The 19,767-nt window shown below is 59.4% G+C and carries 14 protein-coding genes and 1 riboswitch; of the genes, 7 read left to right on the top strand and 7 right to left on the bottom strand.

Translation table 11 applies throughout. The features are described from left to right. Positions 1 to 24: 24 nt before the first annotated feature. Genes ribB through ribD form a run of 3 tightly spaced genes read right to left on the bottom strand, consistent with a single transcriptional unit; the run spans position 25 to position 2,944 of the window. Positions 25 to 1,335, bottom strand: coding sequence for a 3,4-dihydroxy-2-butanone-4-phosphate synthase (gene ribB, locus FLP30_RS09340; RefSeq protein WP_149279587.1), 1,311 nt, complete (start codon positions 1,333 to 1,335; stop codon positions 25 to 27). Between the two features lie 5 nt (positions 1,336 to 1,340). Further along, entirely contained in the window at positions 1,341 to 1,943 is a 603-nt protein-coding gene (locus FLP30_RS09335) for a riboflavin synthase (RefSeq protein ID WP_149279586.1), read from the bottom strand. Beyond that, positions 1,925 to 2,944: a bifunctional diaminohydroxyphosphoribosylaminopyrimidine deaminase/5-amino-6-(5-phosphoribosylamino)uracil reductase RibD gene (ribD, locus tag FLP30_RS09330; protein WP_149280316.1), complete on the bottom strand. Its 1,020-nt coding sequence runs from the start codon at positions 2,942 to 2,944 to the stop codon at positions 1,925 to 1,927. The genes FLP30_RS09335 and ribD overlap by 19 nt, the downstream gene beginning before the upstream one ends. Before the next feature lie 158 nt (positions 2,945 to 3,102). Then, a riboswitch (FMN riboswitch) is annotated at positions 3,103 to 3,251 on the bottom strand. Between the two features lie 218 nt (positions 3,252 to 3,469). Here ribD and petA point away from each other — a divergent pair. The 3 genes from petA (at position 3,470) to FLP30_RS09315 (ending at position 6,687) form a co-directional block, all read left to right on the top strand. Beyond that, entirely contained in the window at positions 3,470 to 4,108 is a 639-nt protein-coding gene (petA, locus tag FLP30_RS09325) for a ubiquinol-cytochrome c reductase iron-sulfur subunit (RefSeq protein ID WP_149279585.1), read from the top strand. Between the two features lie 132 nt (positions 4,109 to 4,240). Beyond that, positions 4,241 to 4,792 carry a flavodoxin family protein gene (locus FLP30_RS09320; protein ID WP_149279584.1) on the top strand — a complete coding sequence of 184 codons (552 nt, stop codon included), beginning with the start codon at positions 4,241 to 4,243 and terminating at the stop codon, positions 4,790 to 4,792. 650 nt (positions 4,793 to 5,442) lie between these two features. Beyond that, positions 5,443 to 6,687 (top strand): outer membrane beta-barrel protein, encoded by a 1,245-nt coding sequence (locus FLP30_RS09315; RefSeq protein ID WP_246856640.1) that lies wholly within the window; start codon positions 5,443 to 5,445, stop codon positions 6,685 to 6,687. Positions 6,688 to 6,735: 48 nt separating this feature from the next. On the opposite strand, the gene FLP30_RS09310 is transcribed toward FLP30_RS09315, so the two are convergent. Further along, positions 6,736 to 7,881, bottom strand: coding sequence for a glycerate kinase (locus tag FLP30_RS09310; protein WP_149279583.1), 1,146 nt, complete (start codon positions 7,879 to 7,881; stop codon positions 6,736 to 6,738). 391 nt (positions 7,882 to 8,272) lie between these two features. Here FLP30_RS09310 and FLP30_RS09305 point away from each other — a divergent pair, with 391 nt between their 5' ends. From FLP30_RS09305 to FLP30_RS09295, 3 genes are all read left to right on the top strand, one after another. Continuing rightward, positions 8,273 to 10,447, top strand: a complete 2,175-nt coding sequence (locus tag FLP30_RS09305) for a TonB-dependent receptor (RefSeq protein WP_149279582.1) — start codon at positions 8,273 to 8,275, stop codon at positions 10,445 to 10,447. Positions 10,448 to 10,930: 483 nt separating this feature from the next. Further along, positions 10,931 to 12,580 (top strand): alginate export family protein, encoded by a 1,650-nt coding sequence (locus FLP30_RS09300; RefSeq protein ID WP_246856486.1) that lies wholly within the window; start codon positions 10,931 to 10,933, stop codon positions 12,578 to 12,580. A gap of 65 nt (positions 12,581 to 12,645) precedes the next feature. Next, positions 12,646 to 14,016 carry an amino acid permease gene (locus tag FLP30_RS09295; RefSeq protein ID WP_149279581.1) on the top strand — a complete coding sequence of 457 codons (1,371 nt, stop codon included), beginning with the start codon at positions 12,646 to 12,648 and terminating at the stop codon, positions 14,014 to 14,016. Positions 14,017 to 14,124: 108 nt separating this feature from the next. Here the strand turns inward: FLP30_RS09295 and putA are convergent, their stop codons facing one another. Together putA and FLP30_RS14105 are read right to left on the bottom strand one after the other, a co-directional pair. Then, complete coding sequence (gene putA, locus FLP30_RS09290; protein WP_149279580.1) at positions 14,125 to 17,742, bottom strand: bifunctional proline dehydrogenase/L-glutamate gamma-semialdehyde dehydrogenase PutA; 3,618 nt, start codon at positions 17,740 to 17,742, stop codon at positions 14,125 to 14,127. A gap of 124 nt (positions 17,743 to 17,866) precedes the next feature. Beyond that, positions 17,867 to 18,037 (bottom strand): hypothetical protein, encoded by a 171-nt coding sequence (locus FLP30_RS14105; RefSeq protein ID WP_168200080.1) that lies wholly within the window; start codon positions 18,035 to 18,037, stop codon positions 17,867 to 17,869. Here FLP30_RS14105 and FLP30_RS09285 point away from each other — a divergent pair. Next, positions 18,036 to 18,719, top strand: a complete 684-nt coding sequence (locus FLP30_RS09285) for a GntR family transcriptional regulator (RefSeq protein ID WP_149279579.1) — start codon at positions 18,036 to 18,038, stop codon at positions 18,717 to 18,719. The two genes, FLP30_RS14105 and FLP30_RS09285, sit on opposite strands and share 2 nt — an antisense overlap. Before the next feature lie 16 nt (positions 18,720 to 18,735). Here FLP30_RS09285 and FLP30_RS09280 read toward each other — a convergent pair whose 3' ends face one another. Then, complete coding sequence (locus FLP30_RS09280) at positions 18,736 to 19,656, bottom strand: LysR family transcriptional regulator (RefSeq protein ID WP_149279578.1); 921 nt, start codon at positions 19,654 to 19,656, stop codon at positions 18,736 to 18,738. Positions 19,657 to 19,767 lie beyond the last annotated feature (111 nt).

The raw sequence follows: 19,767 nt of genomic DNA, 5'->3' as shown, positions 1-19,767 counted from the left end.
AATCAACCTTTCCTTATGAACACTTCAGACCAGGGCGTCCCGGTCGGTCTGGGCTGACGCACCAAGATGGTGGCCCATGCGCTGGCGTTTGGCCTCAAGATAGGCGCGGTTAAAGGTGTTGGCTGGCATTTCCAGCGCAATCCGCTGTCTGACAGCAAACCCCCGGGCCTCCAATGCCCGCACTTTCTCCGGGTTGTTGGTCAGCAGGTCGAGCGTTCCAACCCCAAGGCTACGCAGGATACCTGCTGCGGCCTGCCAGTCACGCGCATCCGTTGCAAAACCCAGCCTGTGGTTGGCTTCCACCGTATCCAGGCCCGAATCCTGCAATTCGTAAGCACGGATCTTGTTTACCAGACCAATGCCGCGCCCCTCATGCCCACGCACATACACAAGCACGCCACACTCAGCCTGCCCGATGGCGCGCAATGCGGCCTGAAGCTGCGGTCCGCAGTCGCACCGCAGAGACCCCAGGGCATCCCCCGTCACACATTCTGAATGCAGCCGAACCAGCGGCACCGCACCGGGTTTGATCTCCCCCCTCAGCAGGGCAACGTGTTCAACGCCGTTGCCATCCCGAAAAGCGTGGATACGCAGTCCATCCCCCCCATACGCGCTGGGCAGGGCAGCCTGTGCCAGTTCCGGCACGCGGACATCGGGCGGGGCCACCTGGCTGTCATGGACCGCACCAAGCACAGCCCCTGCACCGTGGATGCTGATCCACTCCACCAGCTCCGCGATGGAAATAACGGGCATATCGTGCCTGCGGGCAAACACATCCAGTTCCGGGCGGCGGGCCATTGTGCCATCCTCGTTCAGGATTTCACAAATGACTGCTGCAGGTTTCAGCCCTGCCAGACGCAGCAGGTCGATCGAGCCTTCGGTATGACCAATCCGTGCCAGCACCCCGCCGGGGGCTGCCCGCAGCGGAAAAATATGGCCCGGCGTGGCAATATCTGCCGGTTGTGCGCCATCTGCCGCCGCCACCTGCACCGTACGGGCGCGGTCCGCGGCCGAAATACCGGTGCTGACCCCCTCCCGCGCCTCAATCGAGACTGTAAACGCCGTGCCGTGGCGGGCGGTGTTGCTGTCCTGGCGGACCATCATGTCCAGACCAAGCTGCTCCACCCGCTCTGCGGTCAGCGGCAGGCAGACAAGCCCTCTGGCATGGGTGATCATGAAGTTCATGGCGGTGGGCGTCATGAACTCGGCCGCCATTACCAGGTCACCCTCGTTCTCGCGGTCTTCATCATCCACCATAATGACCATACGCCCGGCGCGCACGGCCTCTAGCGCACGCACCAGCCGGTCGGACGGGCGTGCTGTTTCAGCCTTCATGCTGTTCATCTGGTGCGGCATTGGGCCTCCACATATTTTGCAATCACATCAACTTCCACGTTCACGGCATCGCCAATCGTCAGGCTGCCCAGCGTGGTATGTTCCCAGGTGTGCGGGATAATCATCAGGGCAATCCGCACATCATCTTCCGGGCCGGGGCTGATTTCATTCAGCGTCAGGCTGATCCCATCCAGCGCGATGGACCCTTTTTCCACCATGTAGCGCTGCAAGCCCTGCGGCACGGAAAACTCAACCCGCTTGGCTTCACCCACATCGGAGCAGGCAGCAAAACGGGCCACGGCATCCACATGCCCCTGCACAATATGCCCCGACAGGCGGGTGGAGGGGGTGACCGCGCGCTCCAGATTGACACGCCCGCCGGTTTCAAGCCGCCCGAGCCCTGTACGGTCCAGCGTTTCGCTACTGACAAAAAAGCGAACCAGCCCGTCAGTGTCCGGGGCCACAGCCGTCAGGCAGACACCATTGACGGCAATGCTCTCCCCCTCCGCCACATCCTGCATGCCGGTCTGGACATCCAGAACGAGGGAACGGGGGGAATGCTCGGCCCTGATGACCTGCCCCACAGTTTCTATGATACCGGAAAACATGTCTGCTCCTGCGTGCACTGCGCCCATTCCGGAAACAGGGAAAGCGGCGTGATATCGTGTCGGGTTGAAACGGAAAGGTGGTCCTGCCCCTGGGCGTCCTGGCGGATTGTCAGCCAGTCGTCCCACAGGTTGGCCTGGCGCAGGGCACCCAGCAGGGTCGGCCCGGCCTCCACCAGCGCCCACAGGGCATTGGTCTGGGCCAGCACCTGCGGCAGTTCGGCACAATCGGTGCAGAAACTGACATCAAACGTGGCTTTGGCCCCGGCCAGCCAGTCGGCCGGTGTGTTTGCCTGCTGCCCGCAGATCACCAACGCCCGCCTGCGGGAAGGGTGATCGGGCACGTGCCGGACAGTCAGCCCCGGCCTGTCGGCCTGGATTGTGCCTGTGCCCGTAACAATACCGTCGGTCACGCGGCGCAGGGCATGGGCCAGCCGCAGGGACTGGGGGGTGGTAAATGTTGTCTGCCCCGCGGGAGGCTGCATGCCGCCCTGACTGTTCAAGGCCTGCTTGACCGTAATCCACGGCCGCCCCTGCACCATCCGGCATGCAAACGGGGCCAGCAACGCCCTGCATTGCCTGTACGCCTGTGCGCCATTGGGGCTCCGACCCAGCCAGCGCACTGTGCGCCCTTCGGCCTCCAGCCGGGTACCACCCCCACCATGAACATGGGGGTTGGGGTCTTCACACCCGATCCACAGCGTCTGCATGGGGGTGGACAACAGGGCTTCCGTGCACGGTGGTGTGCGGCCTGTGTGGTTACAGGGCTCCAGCGTGACAACGGCTGTATGAATTTTATCGACAAGGCCCAGTGCGCGCGCCTGCTCGACTGCCAGACGCTCGGCGTGCAGTTCGCCCGCACGGTGGTGGGCGGCAACGACCAGCACAGTGCCCTGTGCATCCAGCAGCACGCAGCCCACGGCGGGGTTGGGCGCTGTCTGCCCGGCAAAGCGCCATGCTTCGGATACGGCAAGACCAAATGCCGCATCCACCGCAGGGGGCACGATGCTGGCCTGCGTAGCGCTAAAGGAATGATGACTTCCGTCCACCCTGCTACCTTTCCGTCCATCCAAAACACAACCAGACGGACCCAGGGCAGTCTAAGGAAGGCACGTCACACCACGCCCGCGCAGATGCGCAGACAGCAGGGGACTCCCCTTCCCTTCGTTCTCTCTCATCCGGACTGTCACCGTCGGCTCCGGAATTACACCGGATCTGCTGACCCCGCCAAAACGGGCGCTCGCGGGCTTACAGTGCAAAGGCACACTGCTTACCGCCGGTAGGGATTTGCACCCTGCCCTGAGAACGTCACACCCGCCTTGGCGGATGTCTTAGTGTGATGATGGAATTAAACAGGCCGCGTTGCAATACAAAAAAATAAATCTTCTAATTCACGATATTTAATTGCTGTACAGCGGCATGCGCCCTGCCCCACACCTGCCCACACAAACAGGCCATTGCCTGAAAGCCAAAAATCTGGGAACGCAGGGCATAAGCAGGACACGTTACAGCGGAAGGCACGCAGGAGCATGACCACCCACCCACCGGACTCCACCCAGACAGAGCACCCCCCTGGCCGTCGCAGCTTTCTGGGCATGGTCACCACAGCGGGGACGGTAACCGGGCTTGCGGCCTGTGCCATTCCCTTTGCCCGCAGCATAGAACCCGCCGAAAGCACCGCCAGCCACCCGCCTGTGGATGTTGACATATCCCACCTGCAACCCGGCCAGCAGATGGTTGCCAACTGGCAGGGGCGGCCCGTGTTTATTGTGCGCCGCACCGCAGCCCAGCTTGAAGCCCTGCAAAACCCCAATCTGGCCGGTGAACTGCGCGACCCGTCATCCAGCGCCAACCAGCAGCCTGCCTATGCCCGTAACTGGCACCGCTCGATCGTGCCGGAATATGGGGTTTATGTTGGCATTTGCACCCATCTGGGGTGTGTGCCGACCTATATGCCCCCTCAGGCCACCGGGGCTGAGGCTGATGGCGGGTATATCTGCCCCTGCCATGCCTCGCACTTTGATGCCGCCGGGCGCGTGTTCAAAGGGGCACCCGCCCCTTACAACCTGCCGGTGCCCCCTTATACGCAGCCATCGGCGCAACTGGTCCGGCTGGGGCAGAACCCGCCCGGCCAGCATTTTGATTTTGCGAGCATTGAACAGATCTGACGCACACCCCTGGTGCGAGATGATTTTGCCCGATCATAACTTATCAAGCCCGCCTGATCGGGCCATCCTGCGCGGCGTTACGACATCCGGTCACATTTTGTGGTCGGGTCCCGTTCAGGAAAGGATATCATCATGTCCGACATCGCTATTGTGTATCACTCCGGCTATGGCCACACCCATAAAGTAGCCGAGCAGCTTGCTGCTGGCGCAGGGGCCACGCTTGTCGCCATTGATGAAAACGGCAACCTGCCCGACAGTGCTTGGGATACGCTGGCACAGGCCAAGACCATTGTCTTTGGTTCGCCCACCTATATGGGCAACGCCAGCTGGCAGTTTAAGAAGTTTGCCGATGCAACATCAAAAATCTGGTACACCCGCGGGTGGGAAAACAAGCTGTTTGCCGGTTTCACCAACAGCGCCAGCCCTGTAGGCGACAAAGGGGCAACCCTTGCGTGGCTGCAGGTTCTGGCAGGCCAGCATGGCGGGGTGTGGATCAGCCTTGGTCAGCTGCCCTCCAACACCAAAGCCGCCACCACGGCCGATGCCAACCGGCTTGGCGGTTCCACCGGCCTGCTGGTGCAGAGCCCGGCCGATGCGAGTGTTGATGAAATCCCGCAGGGGGACCTTGATACCGCCAAGGCCTTTGGCAAGCGTATTGCCGAAATTACCGCCCGCTTCTCCTGATCTGCGGCGGTATACCCTGAAGGATTATCCTTCTGAGGTATGATCATGATGGCTGGCATGCCCCTGGGCATTGCCAGCCATTTTTATGCTGGCCACACCTCATCATAGAGGCAATGCTGTTGGCCCCAATAATCCAAAAACACTTTGAAAATGTATTTCAGAGCTATCGACTTTCATTACGATAGGTCGATTGTTTATGGAAACTATAGTTCTATTAGAAAACAATTATTGAAATTTCAATTAAGTTGAGCGCTCATTGCGTATTTAGCAACACCCCATGCTGCAAAAACGCCACACCTCCTACGAGTAAAAAAGACATCCCCACGCTTTCTGCTTGCATGTCGCTTTTTTGTATCGACACGCCAATGATCTTCCACCGCGGAAATAGCATAATAGATTGAAATAAAACATTTTTTGAAAAAATGAATAGCCTTCATGCCTGCCTGACAATTAAACCACAGCCAAAATTATTCCATGTTCGAACCAACATATTGAAAGCTGCATAAAAATATATTATCCAAAGCATAAGAAAAAACTTATGCGATACATTGCGCTTACCCCAAATATAAAAGAGCTGCACCATGGTCCTTACCAAGAAAAAAATGTTTGGTTTTGCCACGTCTTCCTGCCTGACAACCCTGTTTGCCTGTATGGCAAGCACGCCCGCACAGGCGCAGGTGCATCTCTTTTCATCCACCAGCAAAACAGGGTTCAGCCACTGGCTGTCCGACATTACCCTGACAGGCCAGATCGAAGGTGGGATCATGGCCAACCCGGCACGCCCCAACCCCGGCTATAACTATGGCGACTTCTTTGCCGACCACGCCAACCAGGTCCAGTTGAACCAGTTGCAGTTTACCCTCAACAAGGCCAACACCGGCCCGGCAGACACGTATCAGGTTGGCTTTACCCTGCAGGGCATTTATGGCTCCGACGCCCGCTACTACCACCTGTTGGGCATTTCCGACACGGAATGGCAGTCGCGCTACCAACTTATTCCCGCTCAGGCCCATGTTGACGTGCATCTGCCCTGGGCTACGGCCGGTGGGCTGGATATGCAGGCCGGTATTCTGCAAGCCCCCATGGGGGTGGAGGTCATGGACCCGACCGGGCGGCCTTTCTATACGCTGGCCTATACCTCTGAATATTCCGTGCCGTTTGAACACGTGGGGGCCATGTTTAACTGGCATGTCACCCCGATGGTCGATGTCACATTCGGGATTGATACCGGCAACCAGACCACGTTTGGCGGGTCGGACAACAACAGCATGCCTGCGGGCTACTTCGGCTTCAACCTCAACAACCTGTCCGGGGGCAAGCTAAAGATTGTGGAACTCAGCCGTGTCGGGCCCGAGGACTCCTGGCGTTCAATCGGCCATTCCGCCGCCGACCATGCCCAGCGCTTCTGGAACGACATCAACGCCACGTATCAGGTCAACGACAAGCTGACCCTGACTGCCGAATTCAACTATCTGCATGACGAAGGCCTGCACGGCTATAATGCCAGCGGGCAACTCAAAGGGGCCGATGCCGAAAGCTTTGTCAGCTTCCTCAGCTACATTGTCAGCCCCAGCGTGACCTTTAACTACCGGGGTGAAATCTACCGCGACAACAACAACCTGATGGTTGCGACCTTCCGCGGCAACAACTCCTACATGGCCGCCATTGCTGGCACGCCCTACACCACAGTTGCAGGCCCGACCGGGCATGGCACCACCTATGGGGAAATGACACTCGGCATTACCTACCACCCCGATCTGGGCAAGGGTGTGCGGGTGTTCATGCTACGCCCGGAAATCCGCTTTGACCGCTCCCTCAACGGCACAACACCCTTCAATGGTGGCCGCAACAACGGCATGTTCACCTTTGGCGGGGATGCCGTCATCGGGTTCTGACACCACACACTCCCGGGGCCACATGACAGGCCCCGGCACCCTACGCGGTTAACCCGCGCGGGGAAAGGACAAGCCCAGCGTAGCGGCAACATTGCGGGCGGTGGCGCGCACATTGGTATAGGCAGCGCCCAGTGCCTCATCCAGAGTGCACGGGGAATTCACCACGCTGAACACGGCATCAATCCCGTGATCGTAAACCGCCTCATACCCGGCACCAAGGGTACCAGCCAGCGCTATGACCGGCTTGCCATGCTGTTTGGCAACTCGCGCCACGCCAACCGGGGCTTTGCCGCGCACGGTCTGGCCGTCCATCCGCCCTTCCCCCGTTATGACCAGATCCGCATCGGCCACGGTACGGTCCAGTTGCAGAGCGTCCATCACAATATCCACGCCCGGCCGGAGCTGGGCACGCAGGAATATGGCTGACCCGGCCCCCATGCCACCGCCTGCACCAGCACCCGGCACGTCCAGCACAGGCTGACCCGTATGCGTTTCCAACAGTGCACCATAATGCTGCAAAGCCGCGTCCAACTGGGCAACCATGTCGGGGGTTGCCCCCTTCTGCGGCCCAAAGACGCTGGATGCACCATGCTCACCCACAAGCGGGTTTTCCACGTCACACGCAACTTCGATCACACAGTCCGCAAGGCGCGGCTCCAGCCCGGACAGATCAAGACTGGCCAGTTCGCTCAAAGCCGCACCACCACGCGCCAGTTCCTGACCAGACCGATCTAGCAGCCGCGCCCCAAGAGCCTGCGCCATGCCTGCCCCGCCATCGTTGGTCGCACTGCCCCCAAGGCCCAGAATGATATGGCGGCACCCATCATCCAGCACAGCGCGCAGTAATTCACCCACGCCATAGGTTGTGGCAGCCAGCGGGTTGCGATCGGCGCGGGCCACAAGGTCCAGCCCTGCGGCGGCCGCCATTTCCAGCACCGCCGTGCGGCCATCACCCATAACACCGTAGCGCGCCTGCACAGCCCGACCATCCGGCCCGCTGACCTGCCGTTGCCGGAACTGACCACCGCTGGCCAGCACCAGCGCCTCCACTGTGCCTTCCCCTCCGTCTGCTGCGGGCAGGCACACATAGTCGGCATGAGGGAACACATCACGGAATCCTGCCACCACGGCATCAGCCACCTCCAGCGCAGGCAGGCTTTCCTTGAACGTGTCACAGACGACCACAACCTTCATAATCCACCCTTTCGCGCACCCCACTGGGGTAATCTGGCTTACCATCCCTGCCGTTCTGCCAGAAAACTGACACATGCTGCCGACATGGGCCGACTGATACAGCCCTTCCCATACGGCATCCCCCCCATTGCGTGAAGGGTACGGGGGCAGGTCAGCGGCCGGGAGCCACCTGCCGGATCGCCAGTTAAGAGTGAATCGCATGTAACTTTTTTGCAACATCACGGTATAGAGTGATCGTTGCTCTTCATACCTTCCCATTCCGATATTGCGACTCATTATTACATGCAGATATGTGTCCCTGTCCCGTAGAACTCGCCAATCGAGGTTTCCGTTGCCCCTTCGGTCTTTCCTTGCCGCATTCAGCCGCCCTGTCGCGTATTCAGCGCTGCTGATGCTCTCCCCCTCCCTGTCCGCACTGGCTGCGGCGCAAACGCAGGCCACGACCGAAGCCAGCACACAAAAAACCGCAAAGGACGCCAAACCCGCCGCCGCCGCACCCAAGGCCAGCACATCGGATGAACAGATTATTGTGCGCGCCAAGCGCCGCAATCAGATGGAAGTCATCTCCGGTGGGCAGCTTGGGGCGCTGGGCACCAAAAAGGGGTTGGATGTCCCGTTCAATATCCGCAGCTATACCTCGGCGCTGATCCTCAACCAGCAGTCCCAGACATTGGGACAGGTGCTGGAAAACGACCCGTCGGTTCGCACCACCTATGGGTATGGCAATTTCTCGGAACAGTTCGTAATCCGCGGGTTCCCTGTTTATGGGGACGATGTGTCCATCAACGGGCTTTATGGCATTGTGCCGCGCCAGTTGGTCTCGCCCCAGTTGTATGATCAGGTGCAGGTGCTCAATGGGGCCAGCGCGTTCCTGAATGGTGCCGCCCCCGGTGGCTCGTCCATTGGCGGCAACATCAACCTGATGTTCAAACACGCAGGGCAAACACCGCTGACCCGCATTACCGGCGACTACGAAAGCGCAGGCATGGGGGGCGGCAATATTGACACCAGCCGCCGCTTTGGTGCGGACGAACAGTTTGGCATACGCATTAACGTTGCAGGCAAAAGCGGCCAGACAGCCATTGATATGGAACGCCGCCACTCCGTTGCCGTTGGCGGTGGTTTTGACTGGCACAGCCGCGACAATGCCACCCGCATCACTCTGGATATGGACTACGAAAACCAGGGTGTGGAACAGGGCCGCCCCGGGGTGCTGCTGGCATCGGGGCTAACCAGTGTGCCGCGTGCGCCCTCAGCCTCCAGCAACTATGGCCAGCCGTGGACCTATACAGAGCTGAACTATATTTTCGGCATGCTCAATGTCGAACATGATTTTTCAAAACACCTGACAGCCTATGCCGCTTTTGGTGGCCTTGGCGGTAACGAAAAAGGCAACTACTCCAGCCTGACCATTACCAACCCTGTTACGGGTGCGGGCAAAAATGGCAGCATGTATGTGCCTTATGTGCAGACCAACGAAAGCACCCGTGCGGGTATTCGCGCCCATTTTGACACCGGCCCCCTGAAGCATGAAATCAACGCCGGGGGCTCTGGCCTATGGTCGGAAAAAGACACGGCCTATGCCATGTCCCTGACATCCCTGACATCCAACCTGTACCACCCCACGTTCTACCAGCAGTCCGCACCGCAGACCTATGTTGGGGGCGATGTCAGCAACCCCAAAAAGAACGGGATGACACGGCTGTACAGCCTGTTCTTCTCAGACACGGTCTCAGCGTTTGAAGGCCGCGTGGCACTGACAGCGGGCTTCCGCTACCAGAGCATCATGGCCAATGACTACGGCTATGGCAAAACCTTCACCCATTACAGCCAGGACGCCTTTACCCCGGTGGTCGGCCTTGTCGTGCACCCGACACGCCAGACATCCATTTACTTCAACCGTATTGAAGGGCTGGCGCAGGGGCCGCAGGCATCTGGCAATGTTGTCAACACCGGGCAGATGTTCCCGCCCTATCGCAGTGTCCAGTATGAAGTGGGGGCAAAATACGATATCGGCCGCTTCAGCACATCGCTGGCATTTTACCAGATTTCGCAGCCAAACGCCTATACGGCCCCTTATGGCAATGGTGGGCAGTCCATCTTCACCGTGGATGGAGAGCAGCGTAACCGCGGCATTGAACTGGCCGTTAATGGCGAAATTATCAAAGGGCTGCGCTTTAATGGTGGCACAGCACTAATTGCTGCCGACCAGAAGAAGACAACAAACGGCACCTATGACGGCAAGCGCGCCATTGGCGTGCCGGGTTACACGATCAACGGGAATATTGAATACGATCTGCCCTTCCTCAAAGGCGGCACACTGACAGGGCAGGTCATGCGTACTGGCCACCAGTGGGCCAACAACGCCAATACTCTGCGGGTGCCGGGCTGGACACGCTTTGACCTGGGGGCCCGCTATACATTCCTTGTCACCCACAAGGCCATGACCGTGCGCTTTGGGGTCGAAAACCTGGCTGACACCCGTTACTGGACCTCCGCCTTCGGGGGTTATCTGCTCCAGGGCATGCCGCGGACCTTCAAGTTCTCGATCACAGCCGACCTGTAACCACTCTCTGGCCCCAGCGGGCCAGCACTACGCCCCACCAATGCACCCAAGGTGCATTGGTGGCAGGCCATGCCCTCTCAGGCACCCCACGCGCTGGTCGGATTGATCGGCACTCCCTCATGCTCACTTTATTGTGTCTTTACATGAGGATACTGGGGCCACGCAGGGCGCATACCCCACCCAGAACAGCTCTTTCGGGAAGATTATTTCGGCCAGCCATGTTTTTTTTGGCAAATATTATTTCAAGCAATTTATTGTTTCACTATCGTTATATATTAAGAAGATGTTTTAACGCTGCAAGTGAAACAATAAATTACTTCACAATATATTTTAGAAGTAAAATAAAGAACACAATAGTATTTGCAAATAACACCTCATCACGAGAGAGTGTTTGCTATTGAAAATAATATATTATTGTGTGAGATATATAAGATCAAACCAAGGAATCTATCACCATGCACAGCGTTTCTTACGGGACATGACATGATGGCGCGGCAAGAGCAGACTAACGAACAGAAAAACAAACAGTCTTTACATGCCCGCAGCAAGGCCGTGGCCGACGGTGCCCCAAAAAATGGCGCCCAACGGTGGAAAGCTCCCCTTCTGCAATACGGAGGGGGCGTCTTTCTGGCCTCAACACTCTGCACCACAGACCCGCTGCCTGCGCGGGCGGATGCAACCCTGGTTTCCACCTCGCATGTGTCCATCAAAGCCGGGCTGGATATTGGCGGGGCAGCTTTTTCGCTCCCCAATACCAACTTCGGGGCGGGCTCTTATGCCCCTCTGGCCTCTGGCGGCTATAGCCGACACACGCACACCACCTATGGCGAGCTATACGGCAAACCGATCCTGACTGGCCGGTGGGACACGGACTGGGGCTTTAGCGTATTTGGCACCGCCTCCGCAGTCGGGTCCACCACAATGGGGGATGGTGACGCCGAGAGCATCAGCCAGACATCGGGCACACCCCGGGCTGTCACACTGGAAGACGCCAATCTGGGTGTGGAAGTGCCTGTCAGCCTGTGGCACGGACACCAGAAAGTGATTGTTGAAGGTGGCCGTCAGCGCTTTCAGGTGGATGATGGCTTCCTGATCGGCAAAGGCACCTACAGCTCTGGTGAAAGAGGGGCCTGGTGGTATGCCCCGCGCTATGCCTTTAGCGGGCCGGGCACAATCAAATTTGAAGGTGATCCCGTACGAGCGGATATCTTCATGATCGAAAACAACAGCGACAACGACCAGGACCTGGACAACGACCGCCCCAAGACCAAGCTTGTCGGCTTCGATGTCTCCTGGTTCCGCAACAAAAAAGGCGGCAACGGCGCGTCCACCTACGAAGACCGGGCAGCCTATGTCACGCTGACCTACTTCCACGTCCGCGACGCCGATACCTCGGCCCATTACGACTACAGCACCCGTGCCGACCGTAACGGCATGAATGTGACAGCACTCAGCTGGGGTGGCACACTCTTTCCCATCAAGGCGCTTGGTATTTCCAAGGACTTCACCTTCTACGGCAACGTTGTTTCAGAACAGAACAGCCATGCGGGCAATGGGTACAAGTCCGTACAGGCTTTTGGCATGTATTTTGAACCCGGCTATACTTTCTCCACCCTGCCGTGGACACCGCATGTCTTTTACCGTTACACACGCTTTGGTGGCGGGCGCAGTTCGCACAGTTCGGTCAAGCGCAGCTATGACACGTTCTTTCTGTATGACGGTCGCCGCTATACTTATGGGGGTTACTGGCCGGGTGAAATCGTGGGTATGTACCTTGCGCCACTCTCCGACCTGGAAATTCACCAGCTTGACCTGACAGCCATTCCGCCTGTGCATCTATTCCGCCGCACTGACGAGTTAAAGCTGGGCCTGCACTTCTATGACCTATCTTTGCTTTACACAGGCGGCGTAGGGTTGCAAAACAGCCACGGACGGCACGTTTCGGACGAACTGGACGTTTCAGCCGAATACGCGTTGGACAGCACAACATCGGGCGCCATTGCCGGTGGTGTGGCATTTGCCGGCCCAGCAGGGCGGGCACTGGCACAGGCTGGCGTGCCTGCGGGATTTGACATTCCCAACATGAAACGGGAAGCAGGGATCATAGAGGCCTATTTCTACAAGCACTTCTAGGAAAAGAGCCTGATCTCCCCCTGCCTTAGGCAGGCATTTCAGGAAACAATAAAAAGGATATCTTGATGGCCGAAAACCAAACCAGCAGCGATGCCGCCTCGGACGGGCTTCGCAACCGCCATATCATGATGATCGCCTTGGGCGGTGTTATCGGGGCAGGTCTTTTTGTTGGCAGCAGCGCGGCGATCGCGGCAACTGGCCCGGCCATCCTTATCGGCTTTCTACTCGTCGGCGCCCTGATCTACCTGATCATGCGCATGCTGGGTGAAATGGTAACCGCCGACCCCGGCCGTGGGTCATTTGTGGAATACATCCGTATTGCCCATGGTGACCGTGTCGGCTTTACCTCTGGCTGGCTTTACTGGTTTTTCTGGGTCGTCGTGCTGGGGAGTGAGGCCATAGCCGGGGCCATGCTGCTCCAGGATTGGGTCAACCTGCCTGTTTGGGTTCTCTCCATCGGGCTTATCATTATCCTCAAGCTGATCAACTTTGCCGCCCCCAGAGTGTTTGGTGAATGTGAGTTCTGGCTCTCGGGCGTCAAGGTCTTCAGCATTGTCGCCTTTATTGCGATAGCGGTCCTGTATGTGCTGCATGTTTTTGGGGCTGCAACCCCGCCCATGCACAACTTTCTGGACCATGGCGGCTTTTTCCCCCACGGGTTTATTGCTGTTCTGTCGCTGATCCCGACCATCCTGTTCACCATGATGGGGTCGGAAATTGCGACCGTTGCCGCCGCTGAATCGTCCGAACCGGGCAAGAATGTCGCCCGTGTGACCCGCAGCATCGGCATCCGTGTTACCCTGTTCTATCTGGCGTCCATCACCATGATCCTGATGGTCGTGCCCTGGACCAGCATTGTCGCCGGGCAGTCCCCCTTTGTGACCGCCATGCAGGCCATGAACATCCCCAGTGCGGCCCTGCTGATGCGCATTGTCGTGCTGAGCGCCATCTTGTCCTGCCTGAACTCCAGCATGTATATTACCTCGCGCATCCTCAGCGAACTGGCTGACAAGGGCGATGCCCCCGCTGTGCTGCGCCGCAGCAGCACGCTGGAAGCCCCGCGCCTTGCAATCAGCATCAGCAGTGTTGCGGGAACGCTCGTGGCGTTTTCCTCCATCCTTGCGCCCAAGACCATTTTTGCCTTCCTGCTGAATTGCAGTGGCGGGCTGATCCTGCTGATCTATTCGCTGATCGCAACGGCCTACACCGTGCTGCGCCTGCGCGCCCGCGCTGCGGGGGACGAGCATGAAAAGTTCACCATGCCGCTGTTCCCCTTCTATACCTACCTGACGGTTGGCTCGGTCTGCCTGGTCTTTATTGCCATGCTGATTGACCCCGGCGAGCGCATGACGGCTCTGGCGTCACTCGTCTCCGTTGTCGCCTGCTATGGTCTGGCCGTGTTTTTCTCCAACAGTGGGGATGCCTCCAAGTCCTGATAGACAGAGGCCAACACACACAAAAGGGGCGCCCGCAAAGGCGCCCCTTTTTTAATGCCTGCACTCACGCAGCGGGTTTGGCCCGGCCGTAGCCGGGCCTTGCAGGTCTCAGCCCAGTGTCATCAGGCTGGCATTGCCCCCTGCGGCAGTGGTGTTGATGCTGCGGGACTGCTCCTCCAGCACGCTTTCTGCCGGTGGCAGTTCCTGCCCGGTCAGATAGGCCGACACAATAGCCCCTGTCCCTGCTGCCAGAACCTGACGGACGGTGCGGAATGTATCGTTATCCTCCTCACCCAGCAGGATGGACACAGCCTGCGTAGTCGCGTTGGGCACAACCCGCACGGCAGAGCGTAGAACCTCCGGCAGAGTGCTCACCCAGTCCAGCAAGGAGCTATCAGCCAGCAGCAGTGCCGTATTGCCACCCGACAGAGCCAGCGAGACCTGATCATACAGACCAGCCTGTGTCGTAGGCACGCACAGCACAGCGCCACGGTGGCCGACGCGGTACAGGTTCCGCTCGCCTACCGGCCCGGGCAGCACACGCTCTACCCCGAACAACGATGCCTTGGCGCAGGCCCGTGCCGTCGCCGCAGCCTTGCCTTCTCCCCGGCCCAGCAACCAGTCTGACCAGACCTGCAAGGCTGGAGCCATGCTGCCGCCAGCATCGACCAGCGGTGGCACCTGCGACAGCAGACGGCGCAGAATCAGCGGCCCACCAGCCTTGGGGCCAGTGCCCGACAGACCACGCCCACCAAAGGGCTGCACACCAACAACGGCCCCGATCGTGTTACGGTTAACGTAAAGATTACCGGCCTCGACCTGCGAGAGCACCGACTTCACAACAGAGTCCAGCCGGGTGTGCAGGCCAAAGGTCAGCCCGTAGCCTGTGGCGTTGATCTCGGCCACCAGTGCCTCAAGCCTGTCACGCTTGTAACGCACCACATGCAGCACAGGGCCAAACACTTCAGGCCCGATCTCGCGGATGTTCGCAACTTCAATCAGTGTGGGCGGCACAAAGCTGCCGTGAGCACTGGAGTCTGGCAGAGGCAGTGCTGTCACGGGGGCCCCACGTTTGCGGAATGCCGCCACATGCGCCTGAATACCCTCTGCGGCCTCGGCGGAAATAACCGGCCCGACATCGCACGACAGTTCTGCCGGGTTGCCTATCCGCAACTCGCGCATGGCGCCGCGCAGCATGGTCAGAACATGCTCGGCGCAGTCTTCCTGCACACACAGAACGCGCAGGGCGGAGCAACGCTGGCCCGCACTGTCAAAGGCTGAGGCCAGAACATCGGCCACCACCTGTTCCGCCAACGCCGTGGAGTCCACGATCATGGCGTTCTGACCGCCGGTCTCAGCCACAAACGGCACCGGCTGGCCCGTCGCGGTGCGGCGAGTTTCCAACTGGCGATTGATGATCTGCGCCACGGCGGTAGACCCCGTGAACATAACCCCCATCACGCGGGCATCGCCTACAATGGCGGCCCCCACATCGCCTTCACCTGTCAGCAGTTGCACCGCACCGGCAGGCACACCCGCTTCGTGCAGAATACCAACAGCAAGGGCTGCCACCAGCGGTGTTTCTTCCGCCGGTTTGGCTAGCACAACGTTGCCTGCGGCAAGAGCCGCAGAGACCTGCCCCAGGAAAATTGCCAGAGGGAAGTTCCAGGGGCTGATACAGGCCACAACACCAAGGGGCTTATGGGTGGCGTTGTCAAAATCCTCGCTGATCTGCGCGCCGTAATACCGCAGGAAATCAACGGCCTCGCGCACTTCCGCCACAGCGTTGGGCAGAGACTTGCCAGCTTCACGCCCCAGCAGCGCCATCAGTTCAAAATACCGCTCTTCCAGCAGGTCAGCCGCACGAGACAGGCAGGCTGCCCGTTCCGCCGGTACCAGACCGCTCCACTGCGGCAGGGCCGCCACAGCGTTATCCGCCGCCTTACGCACCACATCGGGCGTGGCCCAGACAACGCTGCCAACCTGATCACGACGGTCCGCCGGATTGGTGACAGGCTTAGCCTCCCCTTCTACCAGTGAGCCACCCACAATCGGGCCTGCCACCCACTGCGTGGGGGCTGCTGCAATACCCGCCTGCAAGGCAGACAGCACTTTGTCGTCCGCCAGATCCAGCCCTGCGGAGTTGACACGCTGGGGAGCAAACAGGTCCGCCGGGCGGCTGATTTCGGAATGGGGCGCACCATAAGGCGTGTAGCCACGCGCGGTTTCAATAGGATCAGCAATCAGGGAGTGCAGCGCAACGGAACCATCCCCGATCTGGTTGACGAAGGAGGAGTTAGCCCCGTTTTCCAGCAGGCGGCGCACCAGATACGCCAGCAGTGTCTTGTGGGTCCCCACCGGGGCGTAAATACGGGCCGGGCGGTTCATGTTCCGCGCCCCTACGACCTGACGGTACAGGGGTTCCCCCATGCCGTGCAGGCACTGGAACTCGTAAGACCCGACCGAAAAATCATCCCCCGCCATGGCGTACACACTGGCCAGCGTACGGGCGTTATGGGTAGCAAACTGGGGGAAGATAACATCGCGCGCGCCCAGCAGTTTACGGGCACAGGCAATGTAGCTGATGTCGGTATGGCATTTGCGGGTATAGACGGGGAAATCCGTCATGCCCTCAACCTGCGCTTTCTTGATCTCGCTGTCCCAATACGCCCCTTTGACCAGCCGCACCATGATGCGCCGGCTGCTGCGACGTGCCAGATCAATAATGAAATCAAGCGCATAGGGCGCACGCTTGCCATAAGCCTGCACCACAAAACCGATCCCGTTCCACCCTTCCAGGCCCGGCGTCGTGCACAGGGCTTCCAGCAGGTCGAGCGAAAGGTCGAGCCGTTCTGTTTCCTCGGCGTCGATGTTGATGCCGATGTCATAGCCACGGGCCAGCAGAGTCAGTTCCTGCACGACGGGCAGCAGTTCGGCCATAACGCGCTCGCGCTGAGCGCGGACATAGCGGGGGTGCAGGGCTGACAGCTTGATGGAAATGCCAGGCCGTTCGTAAACATTGGCCCCTTTGGCGGTGCGGCCAATGGCATGAACCGCGCGGATATAGTCCTGACGGTAACGCTCGGCATCTTCCGCGGTAAAAGCGGCCTCACCCAGCATGTCGTAGGAGTAGCTGAAGCCTTCGGCCTCCAGCTTTTCGCTATTGCGCCGGGCCTGCTCAATGGTCTGCCCCAGCACAAACTGCTCGCCCATCAGGCGCATGGCGGCATCGACTGCCTTGCGGATGACCGGCATGGAACTGCGCTCGATAAAGTGCATGAGCGCGCCCGAAAGCTTGCTTTCATCATGCTCGGCCACAATGCGCCCTGTCAGCGCCAGGCCCCAGGCTGCGGCGTTGGAAAACAGCGGCCGCCCGCGCGAGACATGGGCGAGCCAATCGCTCTCACCAATCTTGTCCTGGATCAGGGCATCGCGCGTAGCAACGTCGGGAATACGCAGCAGGGCCTCGGCCAGGCACATCAGGGCTACGCCCTCCGCTGAGGAGAGCGAAAATTCCTGCACAAGCGTTTCCACCATGCCGGGGCTGCGCCGCGCGCGCAGGCCTTCGGCCAGGCGGGTTGCGATGGCCACGGCCTGGCGCTCCTCCCCTTCAGCAAGGGTGGCGGCCGGGGTCAGGGCCGCGACACAGGCGGCCTCCGGGCGACGAAACGCCTCGACCACAGCCTTGCGGAGCGCCGGACGGGCGGCGAAATCGGGATTGGACATGCACGTTGACATGAGATCTGCGTTCCGATGAGCCAGGACAGCCGGTACGGCTGACCAACTGGTTTTGATGTGACAATGACCAGGTTCTCATGTCACATGAATATATAATGTGCAATATAATATATTATTCATCCTCCCGGCCTGCCGCCTCCCCGGTAGCGCCCTGCACCCCTGCCATGCCATTCATTGCAACTTCATTCCAATCAGCGGGTTGCATATCGGCCCCGATGTAACAATCATAAGAGAGCAGATGCCCGACAGGCACATGCCTTACTGACAGGAATTTTTCGGCCATGCTGCCAAGCAGACTCTTCACCTCCGCAGGAACAATCGGCCACGGTACCGCCGCCGATACCATTTGCGCCGCCCTGCGCGACGCCATTATGGCCGATGTGCTGCATGAAGGTCAGGGCCTGCCACAGTCGGAACTGGCAACGGGTTTTGGTGTCAGCATCATTCCCGTGCGGGAGGCGCTCAAGCGGTTGGAGGCCGAAGGCTTTGTGGACAGCCTGCCCAACCGTGGCGCCATGGTCAGCAGTATGAACGAGGATGATATTCTGGAATACTCCCACATCCGCGCCTTGCTGGAGGAGCAGGCCGCAGCCGAGGGCGTACGCAACATGACCAGAGTAGACCTGGCCAAGGTGGAAGACGCCTATGAGGCCTTTGTGGAAGGGGCGGCCACATCCGTACGGTCAGGCGCGTTGAACCGGGCGTTCCACAACACGATTTATGACGCCGCCCGCCGCCCCCGCCTGTCGGAAATGATCAAGGATCTGCACGTCCGGCTTGACCGTTACATCCGCAGCCATCTGGTGATCGAAGGCCGCAAGGACATTACTGACCGTGAACACAGGGCTATTCTGGAAGCCTGCCGCAACCGCGATGCCGACCTGTGCGCCCGTTTGACGCGCGACCATATTCTGGAGGCCGCTGCTATTTCGGTCGATGTCCTGCGCCAGAAAAAACGCGGCTGATACCCGCCAGCACCGCTCAGGGCATAACCCCGCTGACCTGCCGGGCAACACGGAAAAGTGTTTCACGCAGCCAGCGGTGCACGGGGTCATTATTCCAGCGTGGGTGCCATGCCTGAAACGCCCGGATGTGTGGCAGGGCAAAGGGAAATTCAAACACCGCCAGCCCCCTGTCCTCCAGCGCGATGCGGTCCAGCACCAGCCTGGGCAGTGGCAGAATAAGGTCTGTCCCCGCCAGGCTGCCAATCAGGGCGTGATAATTGGGCACCACAAGGGCAACACGCCGGGTCAGGCCATAGTTATCACGCAAGGCCACATCAATCGGCCCCCGCGCCCGCCCCCTGCGGGAGACGCTGACATACTCATACTGCACCAATGCCTCGGGCGTGATCCCAAGAGCAAAAATGGGATGGTCCTTGCGCACCAACCCGTACATCCGGTCATGGAAAATGGTTTGCCGCCGGATTTCGGGTTTGAGCATATCGGTCGCCCCGACATACAGGTCGATGGTGTCATCACGCAGGGCATCACTGGCTGCGTCATCCACCTCAGGCGCAAAGACCAGTTCACAATTCGGGCAATCCTGTTGCAGGGCATTCAGCAACGGCAGGCCAAAAGCTGCAATGACCAGATCGTTGGCGCGAATTGTAAACTTGGGCGACATATTGCGCAGGTCGGCCAGCACGTGGGTTTCTATCAGCCCATCGGCCGCATGCACCACCTCCTGCACACGCGCAAGAATACCCAGCGCGAAGGACGAGGCAATCAGCCGCCTGCCCGACTGCACCAGAATGGGGTCTGCAAACACGGTGCGCAATTTTGCCAGATGGCGGCTCATCGCCGGTTCGCTAATGTGCATCCGCCGTGCTGCGGCTGAAACGCTTTCCTCTTCAATCAACACCTGAAGAAAGCGCAGCAGGTCCAGGTCGTATCCTCGCATCTGTCCTGCATAACATTTCTGTTTGGATACAGGCCAGCCAGAATACTTCCGGAAAGTGGAAGCCTGACTTAACTCAAACGACGGTTTTCGCGTTTTGTATTCCACCCCCTA

The sequence above is a fragment of the Acetobacter vaccinii genome, assembly GCF_008365315.1.
GTDB classification, from domain to species: Bacteria; Pseudomonadota; Alphaproteobacteria; order Acetobacterales; family Acetobacteraceae; genus Acetobacter; species Acetobacter vaccinii.
This window is presented reverse-complemented; position numbering and strand designations above follow the sequence as displayed.